The 20,192-nt window shown below is 37.4% G+C and carries 19 protein-coding genes; 9 read left to right on the forward strand and 10 right to left on the reverse strand.

Translation table 11 applies throughout. The features are described 5' to 3' along the window. The first annotated feature begins 8 nt into the window (after positions 1-8). Together BLV99_RS04515 and BLV99_RS04520 are read left to right on the forward strand one after the other, a co-directional pair. Positions 9-1,754, forward strand: coding sequence for a GTPase (locus BLV99_RS04515; protein ID WP_086185779.1), 1,746 nt, complete (start codon positions 9-11; stop codon positions 1,752-1,754). Next, entirely contained in the window at positions 1,736-3,853 is a 2,118-nt protein-coding gene (locus tag BLV99_RS04520; RefSeq protein WP_092688148.1) for an EAL domain-containing protein, read from the forward strand. Before BLV99_RS04515 ends, BLV99_RS04520 begins: the two co-directional genes overlap by 19 nt. 82 nt (positions 3,854-3,935) lie before the next feature. On the opposite strand, the gene rpmE is transcribed toward BLV99_RS04520, so the two are convergent. The 4 genes from rpmE to BLV99_RS04540 form a co-directional block, all read right to left on the reverse strand. Continuing rightward, on the reverse strand, positions 3,936-4,166 hold the full coding sequence (rpmE, locus tag BLV99_RS04525; protein WP_086185777.1) for a 50S ribosomal protein L31: 231 nt from the start codon (positions 4,164-4,166) through the stop codon (positions 3,936-3,938). A gap of 200 nt (positions 4,167-4,366) precedes the next feature. Further along, positions 4,367-5,347 carry a bile acid:sodium symporter family protein gene (locus BLV99_RS04530; RefSeq protein WP_086185776.1) on the reverse strand — a complete coding sequence of 327 codons (981 nt, stop codon included), beginning with the start codon at positions 5,345-5,347 and terminating at the stop codon, positions 4,367-4,369. Between the two features lie 147 nt (positions 5,348-5,494). Further along, positions 5,495-5,896: a lactoylglutathione lyase gene (gene gloA, locus BLV99_RS04535; RefSeq protein ID WP_092688151.1), complete on the reverse strand. Its 402-nt coding sequence runs from the start codon at positions 5,894-5,896 to the stop codon at positions 5,495-5,497. Between the two features lie 11 nt (positions 5,897-5,907). After that, the gene (locus BLV99_RS04540; RefSeq protein ID WP_092688154.1) at positions 5,908-8,058 is read right to left on the reverse strand and encodes an AmpG family muropeptide MFS transporter; all 2,151 of its coding nucleotides are present in this window, start codon (positions 8,056-8,058) and stop codon (positions 5,908-5,910) included. Between the two features lie 203 nt (positions 8,059-8,261). Between BLV99_RS04540 and BLV99_RS04545 the strand changes: the two genes are divergently transcribed. Further along, positions 8,262-10,886 (forward strand): Lon protease family protein, encoded by a 2,625-nt coding sequence (locus BLV99_RS04545; RefSeq protein ID WP_425283515.1) that lies wholly within the window; start codon positions 8,262-8,264, stop codon positions 10,884-10,886. A 59-nt stretch (positions 10,887-10,945) separates the two neighbouring features. Here BLV99_RS04545 and grxD read toward each other — a convergent pair whose 3' ends face one another. Next, the gene (grxD, locus tag BLV99_RS04550) at positions 10,946-11,287 is read right to left on the reverse strand and encodes a Grx4 family monothiol glutaredoxin (RefSeq protein ID WP_004648446.1); all 342 of its coding nucleotides are present in this window, start codon (positions 11,285-11,287) and stop codon (positions 10,946-10,948) included. A 162-nt stretch (positions 11,288-11,449) separates the two neighbouring features. Between grxD and BLV99_RS04555 the strand changes: the two genes are divergently transcribed. Further along, positions 11,450-12,661: an aspartate aminotransferase family protein gene (locus tag BLV99_RS04555; protein WP_092688160.1), complete on the forward strand. Its 1,212-nt coding sequence runs from the start codon at positions 11,450-11,452 to the stop codon at positions 12,659-12,661. A 77-nt stretch (positions 12,662-12,738) separates the two neighbouring features. Here the strand turns inward: BLV99_RS04555 and BLV99_RS04560 are convergent, their stop codons facing one another. The 3 genes from BLV99_RS04560 to surE form a co-directional block, all read right to left on the reverse strand. After that, positions 12,739-13,668, reverse strand: coding sequence for a LysR family transcriptional regulator (locus tag BLV99_RS04560; RefSeq protein WP_086165965.1), 930 nt, complete (start codon positions 13,666-13,668; stop codon positions 12,739-12,741). Positions 13,669-13,760: 92 nt separating this feature from the next. Then, a complete protein-coding gene (locus tag BLV99_RS04565) occupies positions 13,761-14,576 on the reverse strand; it encodes a peptidoglycan DD-metalloendopeptidase family protein (RefSeq protein WP_092688163.1) in 816 nt (271 codons plus the stop codon). 115 nt (positions 14,577-14,691) lie between these two features. Further along, entirely contained in the window at positions 14,692-15,462 is a 771-nt protein-coding gene (gene surE / locus BLV99_RS04570; protein WP_092688166.1) for a 5'/3'-nucleotidase SurE, read from the reverse strand. Positions 15,463-15,573: 111 nt separating this feature from the next. Here surE and BLV99_RS04575 point away from each other — a divergent pair, with 111 nt between their 5' ends. The 4 genes from BLV99_RS04575 to BLV99_RS04590 all read left to right on the forward strand — a co-directional run bounded on the left by BLV99_RS04575 (position 15,574) and on the right by BLV99_RS04590 (position 18,484). Beyond that, the gene (locus BLV99_RS04575) at positions 15,574-15,948 is read left to right on the forward strand and encodes an MCR_0457 family protein (protein ID WP_086185769.1); all 375 of its coding nucleotides are present in this window, start codon (positions 15,574-15,576) and stop codon (positions 15,946-15,948) included. Positions 15,949-16,175: 227 nt separating this feature from the next. After that, on the forward strand, positions 16,176-16,565 hold the full coding sequence (locus BLV99_RS04580; protein ID WP_086185768.1) for an MCR_0457 family protein: 390 nt from the start codon (positions 16,176-16,178) through the stop codon (positions 16,563-16,565). 116 nt (positions 16,566-16,681) lie between these two features. Further along, positions 16,682-17,830: a D-alanyl-D-alanine carboxypeptidase PBP5/6 gene (gene dacC, locus BLV99_RS04585; RefSeq protein WP_086165970.1), complete on the forward strand. Its 1,149-nt coding sequence runs from the start codon at positions 16,682-16,684 to the stop codon at positions 17,828-17,830. A gap of 114 nt (positions 17,831-17,944) precedes the next feature. Beyond that, positions 17,945-18,484 carry a gamma carbonic anhydrase family protein gene (locus BLV99_RS04590; protein ID WP_092688169.1) on the forward strand — a complete coding sequence of 180 codons (540 nt, stop codon included), beginning with the start codon at positions 17,945-17,947 and terminating at the stop codon, positions 18,482-18,484. Positions 18,485-18,602: 118 nt separating this feature from the next. Here the strand turns inward: BLV99_RS04590 and BLV99_RS04595 are convergent, their stop codons facing one another. Together BLV99_RS04595 and BLV99_RS04600 are read right to left on the reverse strand one after the other, a co-directional pair. After that, positions 18,603-19,085 (reverse strand): hypothetical protein, encoded by a 483-nt coding sequence (locus BLV99_RS04595; RefSeq protein ID WP_139243524.1) that lies wholly within the window; start codon positions 19,083-19,085, stop codon positions 18,603-18,605. A 73-nt stretch (positions 19,086-19,158) separates the two neighbouring features. Beyond that, positions 19,159-19,545 (reverse strand): hypothetical protein, encoded by a 387-nt coding sequence (locus BLV99_RS04600; protein WP_092688175.1) that lies wholly within the window; start codon positions 19,543-19,545, stop codon positions 19,159-19,161. Positions 19,546-19,703: 158 nt separating this feature from the next. Between BLV99_RS04600 and BLV99_RS04605 the strand changes: the two genes are divergently transcribed. Next, the gene (locus tag BLV99_RS04605; protein ID WP_092688178.1) at positions 19,704-20,189 is read left to right on the forward strand and encodes an NUDIX hydrolase; all 486 of its coding nucleotides are present in this window, start codon (positions 19,704-19,706) and stop codon (positions 20,187-20,189) included. Positions 20,190-20,192 lie beyond the last annotated feature (3 nt).

Here is a 20,192-nt window from a genome sequence, read left to right on the forward strand (position 1 = left end):
TAATAACGATGCTTATGAGTACTTCAGATATCTTCCAAACTCCAACAGAGTTAAAGTTGGAAAAACTGAGCTTTTGTCCATCTAATGCAAAAGGTCTGCAAGAATGGGTAGCTAATTTATCCATTCTACAACTCGGGAATTCTTCAAAAGAACTTTTCAACGCGTTACTCGAAATTTCAGAACTTAAATGCCCAGAAATGCTTCGTTTTGATTTAATTCAAATTCTACACCCAACCATTGATAATGTATTGATTAGCTTGGAAAAACATTTTTTCAATCAAAGCCTTATCACCTCTGATCGTAATGATCAAATTATTGAATTGGCGATGTTATTACGCAGCCATTTCGCAAAAATTTATATCGATATTTCAAAAAGATGCAACACACAGTTAAGTTTGCAAAAATTTTCATTGTTTGCCTTTAATCAAAAGAAAAGTTTACAAACTGCAAGAATGGTTTCGACCTATTACGCATTGCAACAACTGTCATTGTTACTTTATCAACAACATTTGTTATATAGCACACCTTTATTTGGGCAATGGTTAGTGGCACACCAATTGCTTGAATGTGCGATTAAAAACAATTTCTATCAAACGAACATCAATCAGATTTTAGATACTCAACACCAATTACAAACCATTACTCAGGCTTACTCACAGCTTATTTTACTCGATATCTTCAATACGCATCAAATTCGCCCTTCTGAAATGCAAGGTCTATATTTGTGTAGCTTTGATTGGGCAAAACTGGTTCACATCTTATCTAAAGAAACCACGCTTTCACGCTATATTATTGACATCAACAAAGATCACCCACCTGTTTTCAATACTGATCAATCCAGTTTATATAAACCGACCATCTATATTTCGACCCAAAATTTACTTGATCATCTATCTGAAACTCAATCGAAAAAAACGGGATATTTATCGCGTAATGAAAAGCTCTTCTTAACCCCTGCCTTACATTTTCATATTCACAACTTACTGACAACAAACACCGAACGTCGCTATGAACGTTACGAATACTCTGCACAATTACAAATATGTTTTAGTCTTGCCGTTGCACACTTTTACCTCTCGAAAGGTAAAAACTTTCATGAAACTTTGGATTTAGAAAATAATTATCAATTCCAAAATGAAAGCACATTTATTAATTCAATGAATTCTAATATTCCTGCTGAAATCACAACCGCTAAAACCCTCGATCGAGAAGCTAAACAAATTTATTCTGCTGACGTTCTTGATATTAGTGTGAATGGTTACAGAATTAAATGGACAGGGATTACACCTACGAATTTAAAAACCGGTGAATTTATTCTTATTCAAGAAAGCACCAATAGCCCTTGGCGCGGTGGTGTAATTCGTTGGATTAAACAGTCGACAGAAAAAAGTTTAGAGCTTGGTCTTGAAGTATTAGCGCAAGATTTATTCCCCTGTTCAGTCATGGTAAAAACTGAGCGCCATAACAATAATTATCAACCTGCATTGATTGTTCAAACAGCTCAACTAGATAATATTTCGACCAGCTTAATTGTCTCAGGCTCACACCTATTTAGAGAAAAACAAACCATTCACTTACGATTAGGAAAAGAAGAACTCAAAATTTATCTCACCAAAGCACAGCTAATTACACAAAGTTTTATCCGATTTGAGTTTGAATTACTCAATGATCAACAAGAAATTTTAGTTAAAAACTTTATCAATAAACAAATGAATGAAATCAAGAATCACGATTTATGGGAAGCATTGAAGTGAGAAATCCATTATTGTCTAAAAAGTTAAAACGTACCGAGACGCGTTTACTCATTATCGATGATAATCAAATACGTTTTAATCAGATTCGTGATCTTTTAATATCGAACGAACATATCGTACAGGCAACATTGCTTGATGATTTACAAAATTTTGAGAAGCAATTGCATCAAAATTGGGATCTGGTCATTTTTGGCCGTGCTTATGACTTAAAATATGAACAGGCTTTAAGCTTAATCCAATTATCAAAACAGCCTAACTTACCGATTATTCTGCTAAAACCCGATAATTATCAGGCAGAACAATATGCGAGTTATATTCGTAAAGGCGTTTACGACATTTTAAATCTGGATTATCTCGATCGTTTCTATATTGGTTTACTCCGTGCCCTTTCATTGAGCCGACTACTTCTAACACAACAACATTTAATGAATGAGTTAGAATCAGCACAAACCCAAGCTCAATCTTTAGCGCAAGATAGCAATAAAGCCATTGCACTGATTCAAGAAGGCATTCATATTCAAGCCAATGCTGAATATTTAAGTCTATTTGGAATAAAAAATGAGGAGGATATTGTTGGTCTTCCTTTGCTTGATCTTTTACAACCAAAAGAATTAAATGACTTTAAGTTGCGGTTTAAAAAAATTACCCAAGGTCAATTCGATTTCGGTCGTTTTGATATCACCACCTTAAATAATCACGTTGCTATTCCAAATCCGCTTAAAATCGAATTTTTACCTTCTACGGATGAAGATGCATTACAAATTACCATTGATATTGAAAATTCAGCATCAACCAATGTAACCAGCAGTACAACTGAGAAAAACACACAAAAGCCAAATACATATCAGTTGATCAATCGAGCAATCACCAAACAACCCTCTAATATTAATGCATTGGTGCTCTTTTCTTTAGCATCATGCCCTGAAATTATTTTTCAAGGTGATTGGATCACTTCAAAAAATTATTTCAATCAGATCAATGAGTTTTTAAAAGATCAAACGCATGCTCCATTATTTCAAATTGCTACTGGTGTTTTTATTGGTTTATTCCAAGCAGAATCCAAAGCAAAATTAGAATCTAAACTCATTGGCTTAAATTCACTCACTAAACCACAATTATTAACCATCAATCAATCCACTTATCCACTCAATCTTAGAATTGGTTATTCAGTTTTAGATAGTGAAATACGTGATGAAAATCACTTCGAACAATTTATTAATTTAGCTTACAGTACTGTTTTACCTAAAAATGAGCCTACACCACAGCTCGAATTAGAAACGCGTATAGACAGCCCGACAATTGAACTACAGCATCAGGAAATCAAGTCCGTAGATGCCGTACCTGAATCTGCACTCATTCGCGCTTTACAACACAGTTTAGACCGAGGTGAGATTCATCTTAAATATCAACAGTTGTATGATAAACAAGATAGTAATTTATACACCTATGAAGTAACGAGTGGCTTCATTTTTGAGAACACATGGAAAGATTTATCCAGTTTAAGAGAATTGGCAGAAGATACTGAATTATCAATTAAATTGGATCGCTGGATTTTAGTTGAATCATGTAAACAACTGCATAATTTCATTACTCAATATCCTGAAGCAAAATTGATTGTAAATTTAAATAAAGCAGTCTTATTGCTTGATCGTACTTTCCCTGAATTTATCTCCAAATTAATTACGATTGTTCGAAGTAAACTCACTCACCCGCTTATTTTACAATTTTCAGAAGAAGACCTGACTCAGAACATACCTGATGCACAAAAACATATCGCGCAATTACGCCAATTTGGTGCTGAAATATCCTTAAGAGACTTTGGTAACAGTATTTATAGTGAATCTGCTGCACGTCAACTCGATATCAACGGCTTAACATTACATCACAGTCTGACTAAAATGCTACAGTCAGAACAATCCACACAAGAATTACAAGAAAAAATCAAAACGTTCCATGAAATTAAACCCGTTGAAATTATGCTGCGTGATTTAAATGACATGACACTGTTTGCAAATGCGTGGAATGTGGATGCTCGCTTTATTCAAGGTGACTATTTCCAGAAAAAACTAGATCATCTTATTGATGTACAAGACCAATAGGTCTTGTACATGTTTTCTAGAATATAAATTTTAGATGTAAAAAAAACGGGCAAAATGCCCGTTTTTTTTACATCTAACAGTATTAGTCAGGACGTTTGATAGAACGTGACATACCAGAAAAACGTTGTTTGAACTTGTCGATACGACCACCTTGATCAACATTCTTCTGTTTACCAGTATAGAATGGGTGGCATGCAGAACATACGTCTAGGTAAATAGTTTCTTTACCAATCGCTGAACGAGTTTCGATTACATTACCACATGAACAAGTAGCAACTAATTTTTCATATTTTGGGTGGATATCGGCGCGCATGGTCGACTACTCCTAAGTTAAGAAAGGCTTATGCTGTCATCGCAATTGATCACTCTCATTATTAGAGGAAAAAGCTTATCCAAAGAAAAGCGAGATCAACACCACAACAGACCATTCTTTTGGCCCACCGAGACGGATACCGTCAGAGCTAAGCACAACAAGTGGGCGTGATTATACGGCAAAAAATATAAAATAGCGAATTATTCTTGAGGCTCAGATACTGGATGCTTCGACCAATAATTCGCGATCACACCACAAACCATTAACTGAATTTGATGAAAGATCATAATCGGTAAAACAATCATTCCTAAAGGCTGCCCGATAAATAAAATCTGTGCCATCGGTACACCACTGGCTAGCGTTTTTTTAGAACTACAAAAGAAGATCGCAATTTGATCTGCTTTATTAAAGCCCAACCATTTGGGAATATAAAAAGCCAGCAACATAATCAGGGTTAAGAATATTGAACAAACCAAAGTTAAAATCAATAAGGTTTGCCAACTGACAATTGTCCATAGTCCAGCAACCACTGCGCCACTAAAAGCACCGTAGACCACCATCAAAATGGTGCTCTGATCGAAAAATTTGACCAAACTGGGTGTTTTCAACATGTGAGGATAAACATAAGGACGGAGTAGCTGCCCTAAAACAAAAGGTACTAATAACAATAAGGTAATTTTAATAATAGATGAGGTTGGATCAAATCCTTGTTGAGACTGACCTAAAATAAAGAAACTCACCAATATTGGCGTTATAAACATTCCAATCAAATTAGAAAATGAAGCACTACATACCGCACTGGCAACATTACCTTTCGCAACAGAAGTAAAAGCGATAGAAGATTGTACCGTCGATGGCAAAAAGCACATAAATAAAAAACCCCAGTACAATTCCTGCCCCAAAATCGGCAACAAAACGGGCTTAGCCATCAGACCTAAAAGTGGAAATAATGCAAAGGTAAAAGTAAAAACAACAAGATGAAACTTCCAATGCATCACACCATCGACAAGTGCCTCTCTGGAAATTTTTGCACCATGTAAGAAAAATAAAATTGCAATTGCACCCGAGGTGATGACGCTAAAGATATTTGCAGCCAAACCTGATACTGGAACAATCGTTGCCAAGATCACCATCACAATCAGTAAAATGGTAAAGCGATCCAATGCCAATAATTTTAACATTGCTACTTCCTGTAATTATTTAAAAATAAAAAAAGCCCAATAAGTGAGTTTACCTAGTGGTAAAGTTTCATCTTACTGGGCTGGGTAAATAAAGCTAGTTTTTCAATTCAATGTTGAATATTTAGTTTATCTATACCACTTTTTTCATTAGTTATTTCGAGCATTGACATCTTGCTGAATTAACTCAATCTTATAACCGTCTGGATCTTCCACAAAAGCTATGACCGTGATGCCACCTTTCATTGGCCCCGCTTCACGTACCACTTTACCACCGCGCACTTTAATTTCTTCGCAAGCTTGATAAGCATCATCCACCGCAATGGCAATATGACCATAAGCATTGCCTAACTCATAGCTTGTCGTATCCCAGTTATGCGTAAGCTCTAGTACCGTATGATTCTTTTCATCACCATAACCAACAAAGGCCAAAGTAAAACGACCTTCTTCATAATCACGCTTACGAAGTAAAGTCATACCGAGTACTTCAGTATAGAACGCTAAAGATTGTTCTAAATTGCCTACACGTAACATGGTATGCAGCATGCGCATCTTATTCATCCTTATTTACTATTTGCATTTTGATGTTCACCTAATAACTTCGCCACCCAAACCACTAGAACTAAAATTGGAATACCAATTAAGGCAGTCATGAGGAAGAAATTCGGATAACCAATATTACTCACTATAGTACCCGAATACCCACCTAAAATCTTAGGGGTTAAGGTCATGAGCGAGCTAAAAATGGCATATTGCACTGCCGTAAATGACACACTGGTTAAACTGGATAAGAATGCAATAAACGCTGCACCCGCCAACCCAGATGCCAGATTATCGACAATGATGGCGAAATATAACCACAAAGAACTATAAGGTTTAATCACCTTGCCTGTAATTTCAACGTCATCGGCGGATTGAGGGTTCACCGCAGCCAAAGGATCAATATTAAGATCTAAATCTTTAGCAGTGGTTAAGTGCATATTGGCAGTATAGTTGTGCTGAGTGCTGACAAGGATTTTATTATTTTCAACAACTTCTGCGACAAGTCGTTTTGAAGCAGAATTCACTAAAGTCTCTGCTGGAATTGCCGCACTAAATACACCTGTTTTATCTAGATTGGCATCAAAATTTTGACTATCTAATTTTAAGATAATTTTTTGTGATTCAGATAATGTCGGTCCAAAATATTGACCGCGAACCACTAAACTATTATTTCGTTCATGCAAGGTAATGGTATTGTCACTGGTCACAGGCAAAATTTGCATACTGGGTTGCTGATCAGCAAGCTTTAAATAAGGCAAAGTAGTAACCGCTAGATTTTGCGAAGCACCCTGATATTGTGCAGTGACCTGTACTTCATTTGCTTGCGCCAACACCTGACTCGGTACTTTTAATTTCCAATATCCAACTTCATCAGACTGCACATGATAACGATGTTGACCGATTGTGACATTCACATCATTGAGTTGTTGACCTGATTTTACCAACCCGATGAAAATAAGATTGGTTGAGCTGGCCAATACAGCACCGACAAACATCAACTTCATAATGTTCATACGTTGTGCAAGTAAGCCACCTAAAAAGCCCCCCACCAAACTAAAAATTACTCCATAAATTTTAACCGCTTCGGCAATTTGCTCTTTGGTAAAGTTCAAATCTTGATAAAACACATTTGAAATAACCCCCGCAATAATGTCAGAAATGCGGTAAAAACCAATCAATAACAACAACACCAATGCCAGTTTAACGCCATAACGCTTAAAGAAATCTGCAATCGGGTTAACCCAAGTTTCAAATGCCATTTGCTTATTTACAGCGCCCATTTTCACCAGCAATGAACCCATCAATAACGCAACAACAGCAGAGCCAATAAAACGTAATGCTTCAAAGCAAAAAAGTAAGAAAGAATCTGAAATTCCAAATTGTGATTTAAGTGCTTCAGTTAAAGTACCAGAGAAAATATAGCTCAGCACAAAACTAATTACAGCCACAAAAAAGACTGCAACCAAACGATAATAATCGGTACGTTTATAGTCTTTATAGACACGATTAACTTGTGGCTCACGAATCACCAATGTGGTGATAATACCCACCAACATGACCGCAGCCATGGCTAAATAGGTAATTTTCCATGCACTGTAGATATAGTTACCTTTCGCTGTCCCTAAAGACGCGGCCAGAAATAATGCCCCTGCACCCGCCACAATCATCCCAATGCGGTAGCCTGCATTATAAGTCGAGGCAAGCACCGTCTGCATTTGTGTTTCAGCCAGTTCAATACGGTAAGCATCAATGACAATATCTTGTGTGGCAGCAGAAAAACCGAGCAACACCGCACCTACTGCCATTTGATACAAATAACTTTGCCCTAACGCAGGGTTGGAAAATGCCATGATACAAATGGCACAGATAATCAGTATTTGAGCAATGAGCAACCATGCACGACGTCGCCCTAATATTTTGGTCAGTATAGGCACAGGTAATTCATCGATTAATGGTGCCCAAACAAATTTAAAAGAATAGCCTAGTGCAGCCCAGCTAAAAAATGTGACGGCACTTTTATCAATTCCTGCTTCTCCGAGCCATAAAGATAAACTCGAAAAAATCAGTAATATTGGAATACCTGCTGAAAAACCCAAAAACAGCATAATAAGCGCACGGCGATCTAGAAATGCAGTAAAAGCCGATTTCCATCCAGTAGAGTGTGTTGTCATTGATTTATTATGTTCTGAAAAACTCAATGTCGCTATTCAAACGCGTAATGCGATAGGTTTCAACACCATTTACGAAATCATTATTTTATTTTATCAATTAAAGCATCATGTCTGCTTGAATTTTTCAAACAAACCTGTATACCTTTAAATCTCTATCGCAATATTTCGTTTTGGATTTCACAGTGACACAAAGACTCGAACAAATGAACGCTTCTTTATCTGCCAATATTATTAGCAACAATGAACAACCAAGCCAAAATATTTTAATCTCAGCATTTGAACAAGCAGAAATACAAAGTACTTTAGAAAAAACCAAACTGAAATCTGAACAACTGACGCATATTCCAAATTACGATAAAATTCCTGCGTCAACGCGCCGCCTAAAACCACTCAATAACTTTTTGGGACAAGATCGTGCACGTGCCTCGGTAGAAGCAGGGATTGCACTACCTTATTCAGGTTATAACATCTTTGCTGTAGGTACGGCAGGCCTCGGTAAACGCACCATGGTTAAGCGTTTATTACAACAACACGCTAAAACCATGCCTACACCAAATGATTGGGTCTATGTTTATAACTTTAAACTACCCCGTCAACCGATTGCATTAGAACTTCCTTCAGGGCAAGCAGCAAAATTTCAAACCATGCTACACCAAGCATGGAAAACCATTTTAAAACAGTTAGAACGTCGTTTTACCGCTGAAATTTATCACAATCGAATTGAACTCATTCGCCAACATACTGGGGATGAGCAACAACTCGCGCTGATTGAACTGACCAAAGAAGGTGAAACGCTTGATTTAAAATTAATTACGCGTAATGAAGAACATTGCTTTGTTCCAGTACATTTGATTAATGATTCACCTGAAGAAATGACCACTGAAGAAATTAATGCATTAAATAGCAAAGAACGGGCTGAAATTTCAGCCAACATGCGTTATATGGACAAAAAGCTAGAACGCTTAGGTTTACATTTAGGTGATTTAGAAGATGATGCACGCGATAAAGTACAAATTTTAAATCGTGATATTGCAAAACAAGTGGTGATGCCACGTATTGAACAGATTTTAAATAAGTTTGCTGAAGTTGAAGGCTTAAAAGACTATTTAAAATATTATGCTGAAGACATTATTAATAATGTCGAAATCGTACTTGAACAAGAAGAAGATGACTTTACCCCAGGGGTATTCAGTCGTGTTCCTGCACGTTATCAAGCCAATATTATTGTTTCGCACAAACCCAATTCTGGTGCACCAGTAATTTTTGAAGATTTCCCCACCCACTACAATTTACTGGGTCATGTGGAACAATTAACTCAAAATGGTACGATCACCACAGATTTCACCCTCATTCGCCCAGGGACATTACATAAAGCCAATGGTGGCTTTTTAATGCTCGAAGCTGAGCAACTGCTTGAACAGCCGTATGCATGGCAAGGTTTAAAACGTGCTTTAAAATCTGGGCAGCTCAAATTATCCTCACTGGAACACATGCTGACTTTAACGGGTAGCATTTCAATTGAACCACAATCTATCCCATTGAATTTAAAAGTTGTTTTACTTGCAGAACCTGAAGTTTATTATGAAATTTTAGAAGTTGAACCCGAACTCGGCAGCGTATTTAAAATTCGTGCTGACTTTACAGATACATTACAACGTAATGACACTAATGAGCAGGCTTATATGCAATTGATTGCAGACTATGTGCAATCAGATAAACTCTTGCCTTTCGACCGTTCTGCTTTAGCTGCATTGCTCACCGACTCTAGTCGTCAAGCTGAAGATCAAAGTTCATTGTCATTACATGCTTTAACTTTAGGCGATTTGATTCGTGAAGCACACCATCATGCGCTCAAAGCGGATGATAAAACCGTTTCAGATAAGCATATCAATACCGCCCTCGACCACCGTAAATACCGCTTAGGATATTTACGTGAATTATATTGGGAAGATTTGTCTCGTGGTACGCAGTTGATTGAGACCAGAGGACACCGTCTTGGTCAAATTAATGCGCTTTCAGTGATTCACTATGCAGATGTTGAGTTTGGTTTACCCTCACGTTTAACAGCATCGGTTTATCAAGGTGGTGGTGATATTCTTGATATTGAACGTAGTGTCGAGCTGGGTGGCTCATTACATGCCAAAGGCGTGTTACTGATGTCCAGCTTTTTAAAGGCACACTTTGGTCGTGAGCAAACCTTACATTTTTCTGCTGCCCTCGCCTTCGAACAAAGCTATGGTCAAGTGGATGGTGACAGTGCGACGGTGGCTGAACTTTCTGCATTATTGTCTGCGATTAGCCAACTACCTATTGACCAATCTTGGGCCATTACAGGCTCAATGAATCAGCTGGGTCAAGTTCAACCGATTGGTGGCGTCAATGCAAAAATTGAAGGCTTTTTTGATGCTTGTAAACTTCAGGGTTTAACAGGTAAACAAGGGGTCATTATTCCACGCCAAAATATGCAACATCTCATGTTACGCCATGATGTCATTGAAGCAGTGGAAAAAGGTCAGTTCCATATTCATGCCATTCAGACAATTGACCAAGCCTTAGAAATTTTAATGGCTCGCCCTGTCGGCACCTTAAATAAAAAAGGTCGTTATAGCAAAAATTCGATTTATGCTGCAGTGATGGAACAACTTGAATATTGGCAAGCCATTGAAGATGGTGCAGAGTTTGAAGAAGAGTCAAAAAAAACCAAAAAAAAGAAAAAGAACAAAAAAAAGAACAAAGAAAAAGCTAAAAAACAGCCGACTCCTGCTGAAACTGTCGAATCTGAAAACACGGTTAATGCTGCACCAGAAGTAGAGACATCCGCTTCTTAAAAAATAGCCATAAAAAAAGCGCCATTTGGCGCTTTTTTTATGCTTTACAACAACTAAAATTAAGCTTCAGCTGCTGGGCTATATTGTTCTACTAAAGATTTTAATTCACCTTTTTGGAACATATCAAGCATGATATCACTACCACCGATTAATTCGCCATTGATCCACAATTGTGGAAAAGTCGGCCAATTTGCGATTTGCGGTAACATTGCGCGAATGTCTTGGTTTTCCAAAATATTAACGTAAGCAAATGGACGACCAATTTGACTGAGTGCTTCTACCGCACGTGCAGAAAAACCACATTGTGGGAATTGCGGAGTACCTTTCATATAAAGAAGTACTGCATGTTTAGCAATTTGGTCACGAATTAACGCTTCAGTATCGCGTGCTTGTTCAGTCATTGATAAATCCTCAACTCATCTGCCTCGCATTATACCGAAAACTTAGCAAAACAGTATGACTAAAGCAATATTTCCATTTTTATTTCTATTTAGGCTTTTCTTCTTGGGTAGATTTTGCTTATATAAACTTTTATTTTTCCACCTAACAGATAAGAGTTAGTCATGAATAACGTTACCCTTGCTCCTGTACAACCTGATCAACCTTCACATTTGATGCCAGTATTTGGTCGTCAACCGATCAGCTTTGTTCGCGGTCGAGGTTCTTATCTCTATACAGAAGATGGCACTGAATATTTTGATGCGCTCACAGGTATTGCTGTGTGTGGTCTCGGTCATGCCCATCCTGTTATTGCAGAAGCCATTGCTGACCAAGCTGCAACACTTATTCACACCAGCAATTTATTTGAAGTGCCATGGCAAACTGCGGCGGCGCAAAAACTTGCTGAAGTTTCAGGAATGGAAGAAATTTTCTTTTCCAACAGTGGTGCCGAATCCAATGAAGGTGCAATTAAAATTGCACGTAAATTTGGTTTTATGCAAGGTATTGCTCATCCTAAAATTATTGTTGCAGACCATTCTTTCCATGGCCGTACTATGGCAACCCTTTCTGCAACGGGCAATAAAAAAGTTCAAGAAGGTTTTGGCCCACTGGTGGAAGGTTTTATTCGCGTACCTTTTGGTGATATGGAAGCCATTCAGGAAGCAGCCATTCATCACCCAGATATTGTGGCTATTTTTGTTGAACCGATTCAAGGTGAAGGTGGTGTAAATACAGCACCTCAAGGCTTTAGCTACCTAGATGAAATTCGTCAAATGTGTAACCAACACAACTGGTTAATGATGCTTGATGAAGTTCAAACAGGTAATGGTCGTACAGGTAAATACTTTGCTTACCAGCACACCAACATCGTTCCAGATGTTTTAACTACAGCTAAAGGTCTAGGCAATGGCTTTCCGATTGGTGCAGTGATGACCCAAGGGCGTGGTGTTGGTGTACTGACTGCGGGTAATCATGGTTCAACCTACAGCGGAACTGCATTGGGTTCACGTGTTGTTTATACGGTTATTGATCTGATTCAAAAAGAAAACCTTGTTGAAAATGCTGCAAAAATGGGCGCTTATATTGTTGACCAACTTAAGCAACAGTTAGTCGATCAAGCTGTGACGGTACGTGGTTTTGGTTTAATGATTGGTATTGAATTACCAAAAGCGTGTGCTGAGTTGGTGAATATTGCACGCGATGAATATCATCTGATTATTAACGTCACTGCGGGTTCCGTTGTTCGCCTACTGCCAACTTTAAACATCACTCAAGAACAAGCAGATCAACTTATTGCACGACTGGTGAAAATGATTAAAGCATTTTTAGCTTAAGTTTTTATCTCGTTAAATACGCAATCTAAAAATATGAAAAGCCGCTAATAGCGGCTTTTTTTAATACCTATTTGCTTTTATGAAGCATCTTGATAGATTCTACCACCAGGTAATTGGCAGAAATATTGTTTTAATGCTTCTAGACAACGATGGATTTTCATTGGCTGTTGTTCACATTTTGCAATAATGGCATACAAAGTAAAACTGGGTAAATTCCACTCTGGTAACACTTCAACTAAAGCACCACTGATTAAATCTTTTTGTACATCTAAATATAAAATTCGAGCAATACCATGCCCCTGTTGACACAATGCTTTGGCAACCAAAACATTATTTGAAGTCAACCTAGATCGCATGTCTAAACTGATAATTTCATTGGTTATGCCATGTTTAAATGAAAAACTTTGATAATTTTTCATCACATTAATTGGAATTAAGTCATGATTTTTTAAATCTTCAGGACGTGAAATTGGTGCTGATTGATTCAAATAACTTGGTGATGCAACCAAAACCTGCTCAACACGAGCAAGCGGTACAATATGCAAATTACTATCTTCAATTTTTGAACTCATTCGCAATGCAATATCTATACGACCATCAATGAGGTCAATATATTGATTATCTGCTTCTATATGAACTGCTAAACCACGGTGAGCCGACATCCAATGTGACAACGCTGGAATAACATGATTTGCAGCCAGTTCTGGTGTCGTTGCAATACGTAAATCACCAATCAGGTCATCACGCAGCTCATTGATTCGTATTTTTCCGCGCTCTGCAGCAGCGAGCATTTCTTGACAGCTGTGGAAAAAAGCTTGTCCCGCTTCAGTCAAACTCAACTTTCTGGTAGAACGATGCAAAAGTGTAACTTCCATCTCTTGTTCTAAAGAACGAATTTGCTGACTAACAGCGCTTGTGGTGATGCCTAAATCACGGGCTGCACCACTGAACGAATTTTTTTCTACAACACAAGCAAATACACCCATTGCTCGAAGTTGATCTAACATAAATTTCCCTCTGAACTTATGAGATGCTTTACCTTGCGATAAAAGCAACTCATTGTATTATACGGTGAAATTCATGCATTGTATTAATTTATTTAATTAACAGGTAAAACACTAGTTGGATCAATTGGCTTACCATCTAAACGCACTTGGAATTCCAGCATTGTACGGCTTGTACCAGATGCTCCCATTTCTGCAATTTTTTGACCTGCGGTCACATTATCACCACTTTTCACATTCATTTTACTGTTATGTGCATAGGCTGAAATATAACCATTCACATGTTTAATCAAAATCAAATTACCATATTCTTTCAAACCATCTGCTGCATAAACCACTTGCCCATCGGCTGCTGCATAAATAGCATCACCGATATTTCCAGCATAACGAATGCCTTTAATATTATTGGCTAAATTAAAGTTTTGGATGACTGAGCCATTGCTTGGTTTCACCCAACGTAAAGCCGATACTTTAGAGGATGATACTGGTGCTGTTGGAATATTCGCTGCCACAGGCGCAGCAGGTTTAGTTGAGGTGGTTGGCAGTTGCACAGTTTGACGTTGAATCGGTGCAGCTTGTGTCACTGCCTGTGTTGTTGTGCTACGGCGTGAACCCGAATCTTTTAAACGTAAAGATTGCCCCACATAAATACGATACGGCGACGCGATATCATTCATTTCAGCAACACTGACATAACCCAAACCATAACGTGCAGCAATCCCACTTAAAGTGTCTCCAGATCGAACGGTATAATAGTCTGGTGCTGTTGCATAACGCGTTACATTATTAATTTGTGGTTTTGAAGCGCAACCACTCAAAATAACAGTGGAAATAACAGCCGTAGACAACACTATGGTTTTCAACAAGGCTGAAGGCACAGCAAATAAGCGATATTGTGACACCAAGTGCATTAATCTTCCTCTCTACATACAAATGTATTTATTGATTTACGCTAAGATTAGCAAAAAAGTATGTGAAAAATAATTTCAGTCCTGCATTTTCACAAAGTTATAACACTACTTGGCACTATTTGGAAAACTGTGCTTGTAATGTATTTAAAATCTCGTAATTTGTCGCATCCATTTGAATCGGCGTGATACTCACAAAACCATTCGCCACTGCAAAAAAATCGGATTCTATTTCAGTTAAGCCTTTTTGCGGATCAGCCACTGCCTCACCAGACAAACCAATCCAATAGACTTGACGACCACGTGGGTCTACATGACTGGTAATCGGTTTTGATTGGCTGCGTCGACCTTGGTAGGTAACTTTTGCACCTTGTAATACAGGCACATCTGGAATATTCACATTAAAAATATGACGTGGCGGTAATACAGGTAAACCTGCGGCAATAAAATGATGTACCCATTGGGCAGCAATTGCATAATCTTTGGGATGCTCGTAGGAACGAACATTTTGTCCTGCCATTGAGACTGCAATCGCAGGTTGTTTCATTAACCGACCTTCAAAAGCAGCACCCACTGTTCCAGAGTAAAGAACATCATCACCTAAGTTGGCGCCACTATTAATCCCACTGACCACCAGATCGAATTCAAAATCGAATAAACCATTCATGGATAAGTACACACAATCTGCTGGCGTTCCATTTACAGCCCAAACATCAGATGAAATTTGGATGGGACGTAATGGGCGATCTAAAGTTAAGGCACTGGAAAAACCACTACGCTCACTTTCAGGTGCAACAATAACCACACGACCCAGTGGGGCTAAAGCATGCGCAAGCGCTTGAATACCGGGAGCAAAAACACCATCATCGTTGGCAATTAATATATTCACTTAAAAAATCTCGTAATGGTTAAAAATGACTGGTAAGAACATTTGATTGAATTATATAAAGAATTATATATATTTAACGCCCGACATCCATTCAAAATATGTGACTAAAAAATGATTAAATTGATTTCATTTCGTAGCTTACTGAGCTTAGGCGTTGCAGCGCTATTATCACAAGCCGTTTTAGCTAATGAGGATTTAACACCAGCTGAAGCCGATACCATGGCTAAAGAAGATATTGCTTCAGCTCAAGTCATGATTGAAGTATGCCCTGCTATCATTGGTAAAAATGCAAAATTTGATCACAACACGCATCAGCTGATTCAATCTTATCTGCAAAACTATTCAGATAAATCTATGACTTACGATAAAATCCAATCTGACACTGAATATAAATCAATTCTGAACGAAGCGCGTCAAGCTGCAAAAGAAACCAGTAAGGATGAACAAAAATCAGTTTGTGATGATGTAGTAAATTACGAAGCATAATACATAAGGCATTTCTAAATAGGCGATCTGCCATATTAAGTATGTTCTCAGGGCACGGAAATATTCATTTTCATGCCCTATTTTTTATCTACAAACTAGATGCAAAATTCCCTTCATTGTGACTGCAATTTTCAACAGCTTCGATACATTTGTGTACTTACAATTCATAAAAATATAGTTAAGCTTATTTATATTGTTCTGTTTTTAAATAATTTAGGTCTGTTTCAATGAAATTATCTATGTTCAAATCTCTTTCTTTAGGTCTTTTGACCACTACGCTCATGACCTTTTCTGTTACCCATGCAGCTACGCAACAAAATGAAAATATTGAAGTTACCCCAACTCAAAAAATCACCCAACAAGAACTTGCTGCTATTTATGTTTTATCCGAAGTTTGCCCAAGTTTGATCAAAGAAAATGATCAATTCAAAAAAGGTTATGCAAAACTTGCACAAGAATACTTACCGCAAGAACAAGACCCCGTCAATGCACTGCAAAAGCTAAGCAAACAGAAAAGCTTTAAAAGCATTTTAGCTGAAGCAAAGTCGGATGCGAAAAAAGCAGGTGATGTTAAAAATAAAGAAATTTGCCAAGAATTGACCACATACAGTAATTGATACAAATTGGTTACAATACTTTTGAAATAAGCCGATTTCCCCGTAGAAGTCGGTGTGGCTTTATCCTAAAATGCTAAGCTCTTTGTGCTTATATCAAGATACTGGAATCACCTCGAATGACCCACAAAAGCGCCCTTGCTGCATTATTACTATTACCAAGTTTTACTTACGCAGCAACTGTCTTATCTGCACCTCCAGAACTCAATAATAAATCTTATGTTTTGATGGACTATGAGACGGGGCAAATCCTCGCATCAAAAAATGAAAATGAAAAATTAGCGCCTGCTTCAATGACCAAGATGATGACCAGTTATATCATCGAACAAAAGTTGTTAAGTGGCGACCTCACGGAAGATGAAAAAGTTCGCATGAACGAATCTGCATGGTGTCGTGGTAGTAGCACGGAATCATGTATGTACGTGCCACTTAACGGTACTGCAACGGCATTAGAAATGCTGCGTGGGATTATCATCCAATCAGGTAATGATGCTTCTAAAGCCATGGCAGAACATATTGCGGGTAATGAAGGTACTTTTGCTCACATGATGAATGAAGAAGCAAAACGTATTGGCATGACCAATACCAGCTTTATCAATTCAACAGGTATGCCAGCTGAAGGTCACTACTCAACTGCAAAAGATATGGCAACGCTTGCGCAACATATCATTCATGACAGTTCGAAATATTACCCAATTTACTCTGAAAAAGAATTTTCTTTTAATGGCATTAAACAAGGTAATCGTAATGCCTTGCTTTATACCGACCCAAGTGTAGATGGTTTAAAAACCGGTCACACCGATGAAGCGGGTTACTGTTTAACCACTTCTGCTAAGCGCGGCCCACTGCGTTTAATTTCAGTGATTTTTGGTGCGCCAAGCATGAACGAGCGTGCATCACAAACCCGTGAAATTTTAGCGTGGGGTTATGCAAACTTTGAAACTGTAAAAGTACAGCCTGCAAATCAAGTCTTAGCCAAAGCCAAAGTTTGGTACGGTAAAGAAAATGAAGTAAAAATTGGCTTAGCTGAAAACTTCAATGTTACCTTGCCTAAAGGTCAAGCCAATGCCATCAAAACGCAATTGGTTGTGCAACCTAAACTCACGGCTCCGCTGAAAAAAGGTCAAGTGGTTGGCAAATATGTTGCTAGCCTAGATGGTAAAGTGATTTCAGAAAAACCCCTCGTTGCACTTCAAGATGTTGAAGAAGCCGGTTTCTTTGCAAAAATGCTTGACCATATCAAACAATTCTTTAGTAACTTATTTTAATTAAGCCGCAATGCTTTTAATTGAGCCTTAAACTAAAGATAAAGCACTTCTACTTCGGTATGAGTGCTTTTTTATTTTATAATTCCTCTAGCCCTTCAATATTGACTGCTCATCATGAAAAAGAATATTCGCCCTTATTTAGATCATCATCCTAAAATTGATGCTACTTGTTATATTGATGATCTTTCCGTTGTCATTGGTGAAGTTTCTTTGGCTGAAAATATTTCAGTCTGGCCTTTTGCCGTGATCCGCGGTGATGTCAATTATATCAAAATCGGCAAAAACTCTAATGTACAAGACCATGCTATGTTGCATGTCAGCCATAAAAATACAGCTAAACCCAATGGTTCACCACTGATTATTGGTGAAGATGTTACCATTGGTCATCATGTGACTTTACATGGTTGTACTGTGGGTAATCGCGTTTTAATTGGCATCAATACCATTGTTTTAGATGATGTGATTATTGAAGATGATGTCATGATTGGTGCAGGCAGTTTAGTGCCACCCCGTAAAGTCTTAAAAAGTGGTTATTTGTATGTTGGAAGCCCAGTACAACAAGTTCGCCCACTGACAGAAAAAGAACTGGAATTTTTACCTTATTCGGCACAGAACTATGTGAAGGTAGCGGGGAATTATTTTGATCAAATTTAACCTTGTATAAGAGATTTATCTTAAAGACTTAGAAATCCATTTCCAACAGTAAAAATTTTAAATGTCCTAAAATAGAAATTTTAGGACATAATTAAATTACTAATCTATAAATAAAAATTTAATTTACGTAGCCAAATTTTTTGGCTCCTTGATAGTAACCATTGTAAAAATTGTGGCAAATTTCAAAATATAGATTTGCCGAACTTTCTAAAACCCCAGGTATCATTGAAAAATCTAAATCATCAACTTGATTCCCCATCACTATTGCAGGATTTTTATATGAACAAATAGCAGTAACTTGATGAGATTCTTTATTCCATTGAATGTTTTTTGGTGGTATTCCAAATGAAGGATAATTACCATTTTCATTATAGGAAGAACCACCTAACAATGATACCCTAACTCTAGTTTCTTTATGATCTTGCTTAATAATTTTTGATGATACAATTTTACTGTAACTGCATTCATTCATATAGCAACGACCATCACCAATTTTATTGCTTGGCTTAACAATTTTAAATGCAGTTGATCCAAAAGTCTGATTCCCGATTAGCAGGATAGATAAACTTAACATTTTAATTATTATATATTTTATCTTCATGAAATTTTCCTTTACTAAATATAGAAACATTCTATGTATTTAATAACACATAATTGTAAAAATTATTTTTTTATTACTTACACTTTATGAACTTAACATTGGATTCAGGCGATTTTAGTACACCGTTTTTAAGTACTAAAACCTCTGAATCTATCATGCCGTCACTATTAGTCATTTCCCAAGTTTCTGTAAATTGACCTGAATAAACAACTTTTTCTGGTCTATTCAAATGAATCTCTAGAATTTTTTCAACACGATTAAAATTCCACCCCTTAAAGACAAGTTTGTGGTCAGTTATTTTTAAATTAAAATCATCACTTGTCATATCACTTTGATTTAAATTACATACTCTAGTACTTGTAGCCCATGTCCCTTGAAAGTTAGAATGAACAGGAGCTATTGCCATAATACTTGTTGCAATCAGAGTAAGAGCAGTAGCAAAAATTACTTTATATTTCAACTCTTATATTCCTAATATTTTTTTTGATTTTCCAATTGATTAAAAATTATAAACCTTATTTAAAGAAAATTCGAATCATTCATAAGAAAAAATCTTTCAACATAGCCACCACGCCCTAAATTTTGTAGAATACCCCTTTACTCCCATGGTTCTTTTTTATGACCGCTTGGACAGCTCACGTTACCGTAGCCACAGTTGTTGAAAAAGACGGAAAATTCCTGTTTGTTGAAGAACATACTGAAGGTGTTACACATACTGTATTCAATCAGCCTGCGGGTCATGTTGAATGTGGCGAGACCATTATTCAAGCAGCTATTCGCGAGACCATGGAAGAAACTGGCTATGAAATCGAAATTGAATCATTGCTCGGTATATACACCTATACACCGCCAATGTTTCCCGACCGCACCTATTACCGTTTTTGCTTCTTAGCGCGTGACGTTAAACATCATCCTGAAGCTAAACTCGATACAGATATAGTTGGTGCGGTGTGGATGACTGTAGATGAACTTGTTGAATCTGCACGAGCACGTAGTCCCTTAGTGACTAAAGCCGTAAAAGATGCTTTATCTGGTCAAAAATATCCTTTATCGCTCGTTTATGAGCACCAAAACTCTCCTTTAATTTTAAATTTGGATGCCTAATCC

Source organism: Acinetobacter kyonggiensis (assembly GCF_900107285.1).
GTDB lineage: Bacteria > Pseudomonadota > Gammaproteobacteria > Pseudomonadales > Moraxellaceae > Acinetobacter > Acinetobacter kyonggiensis.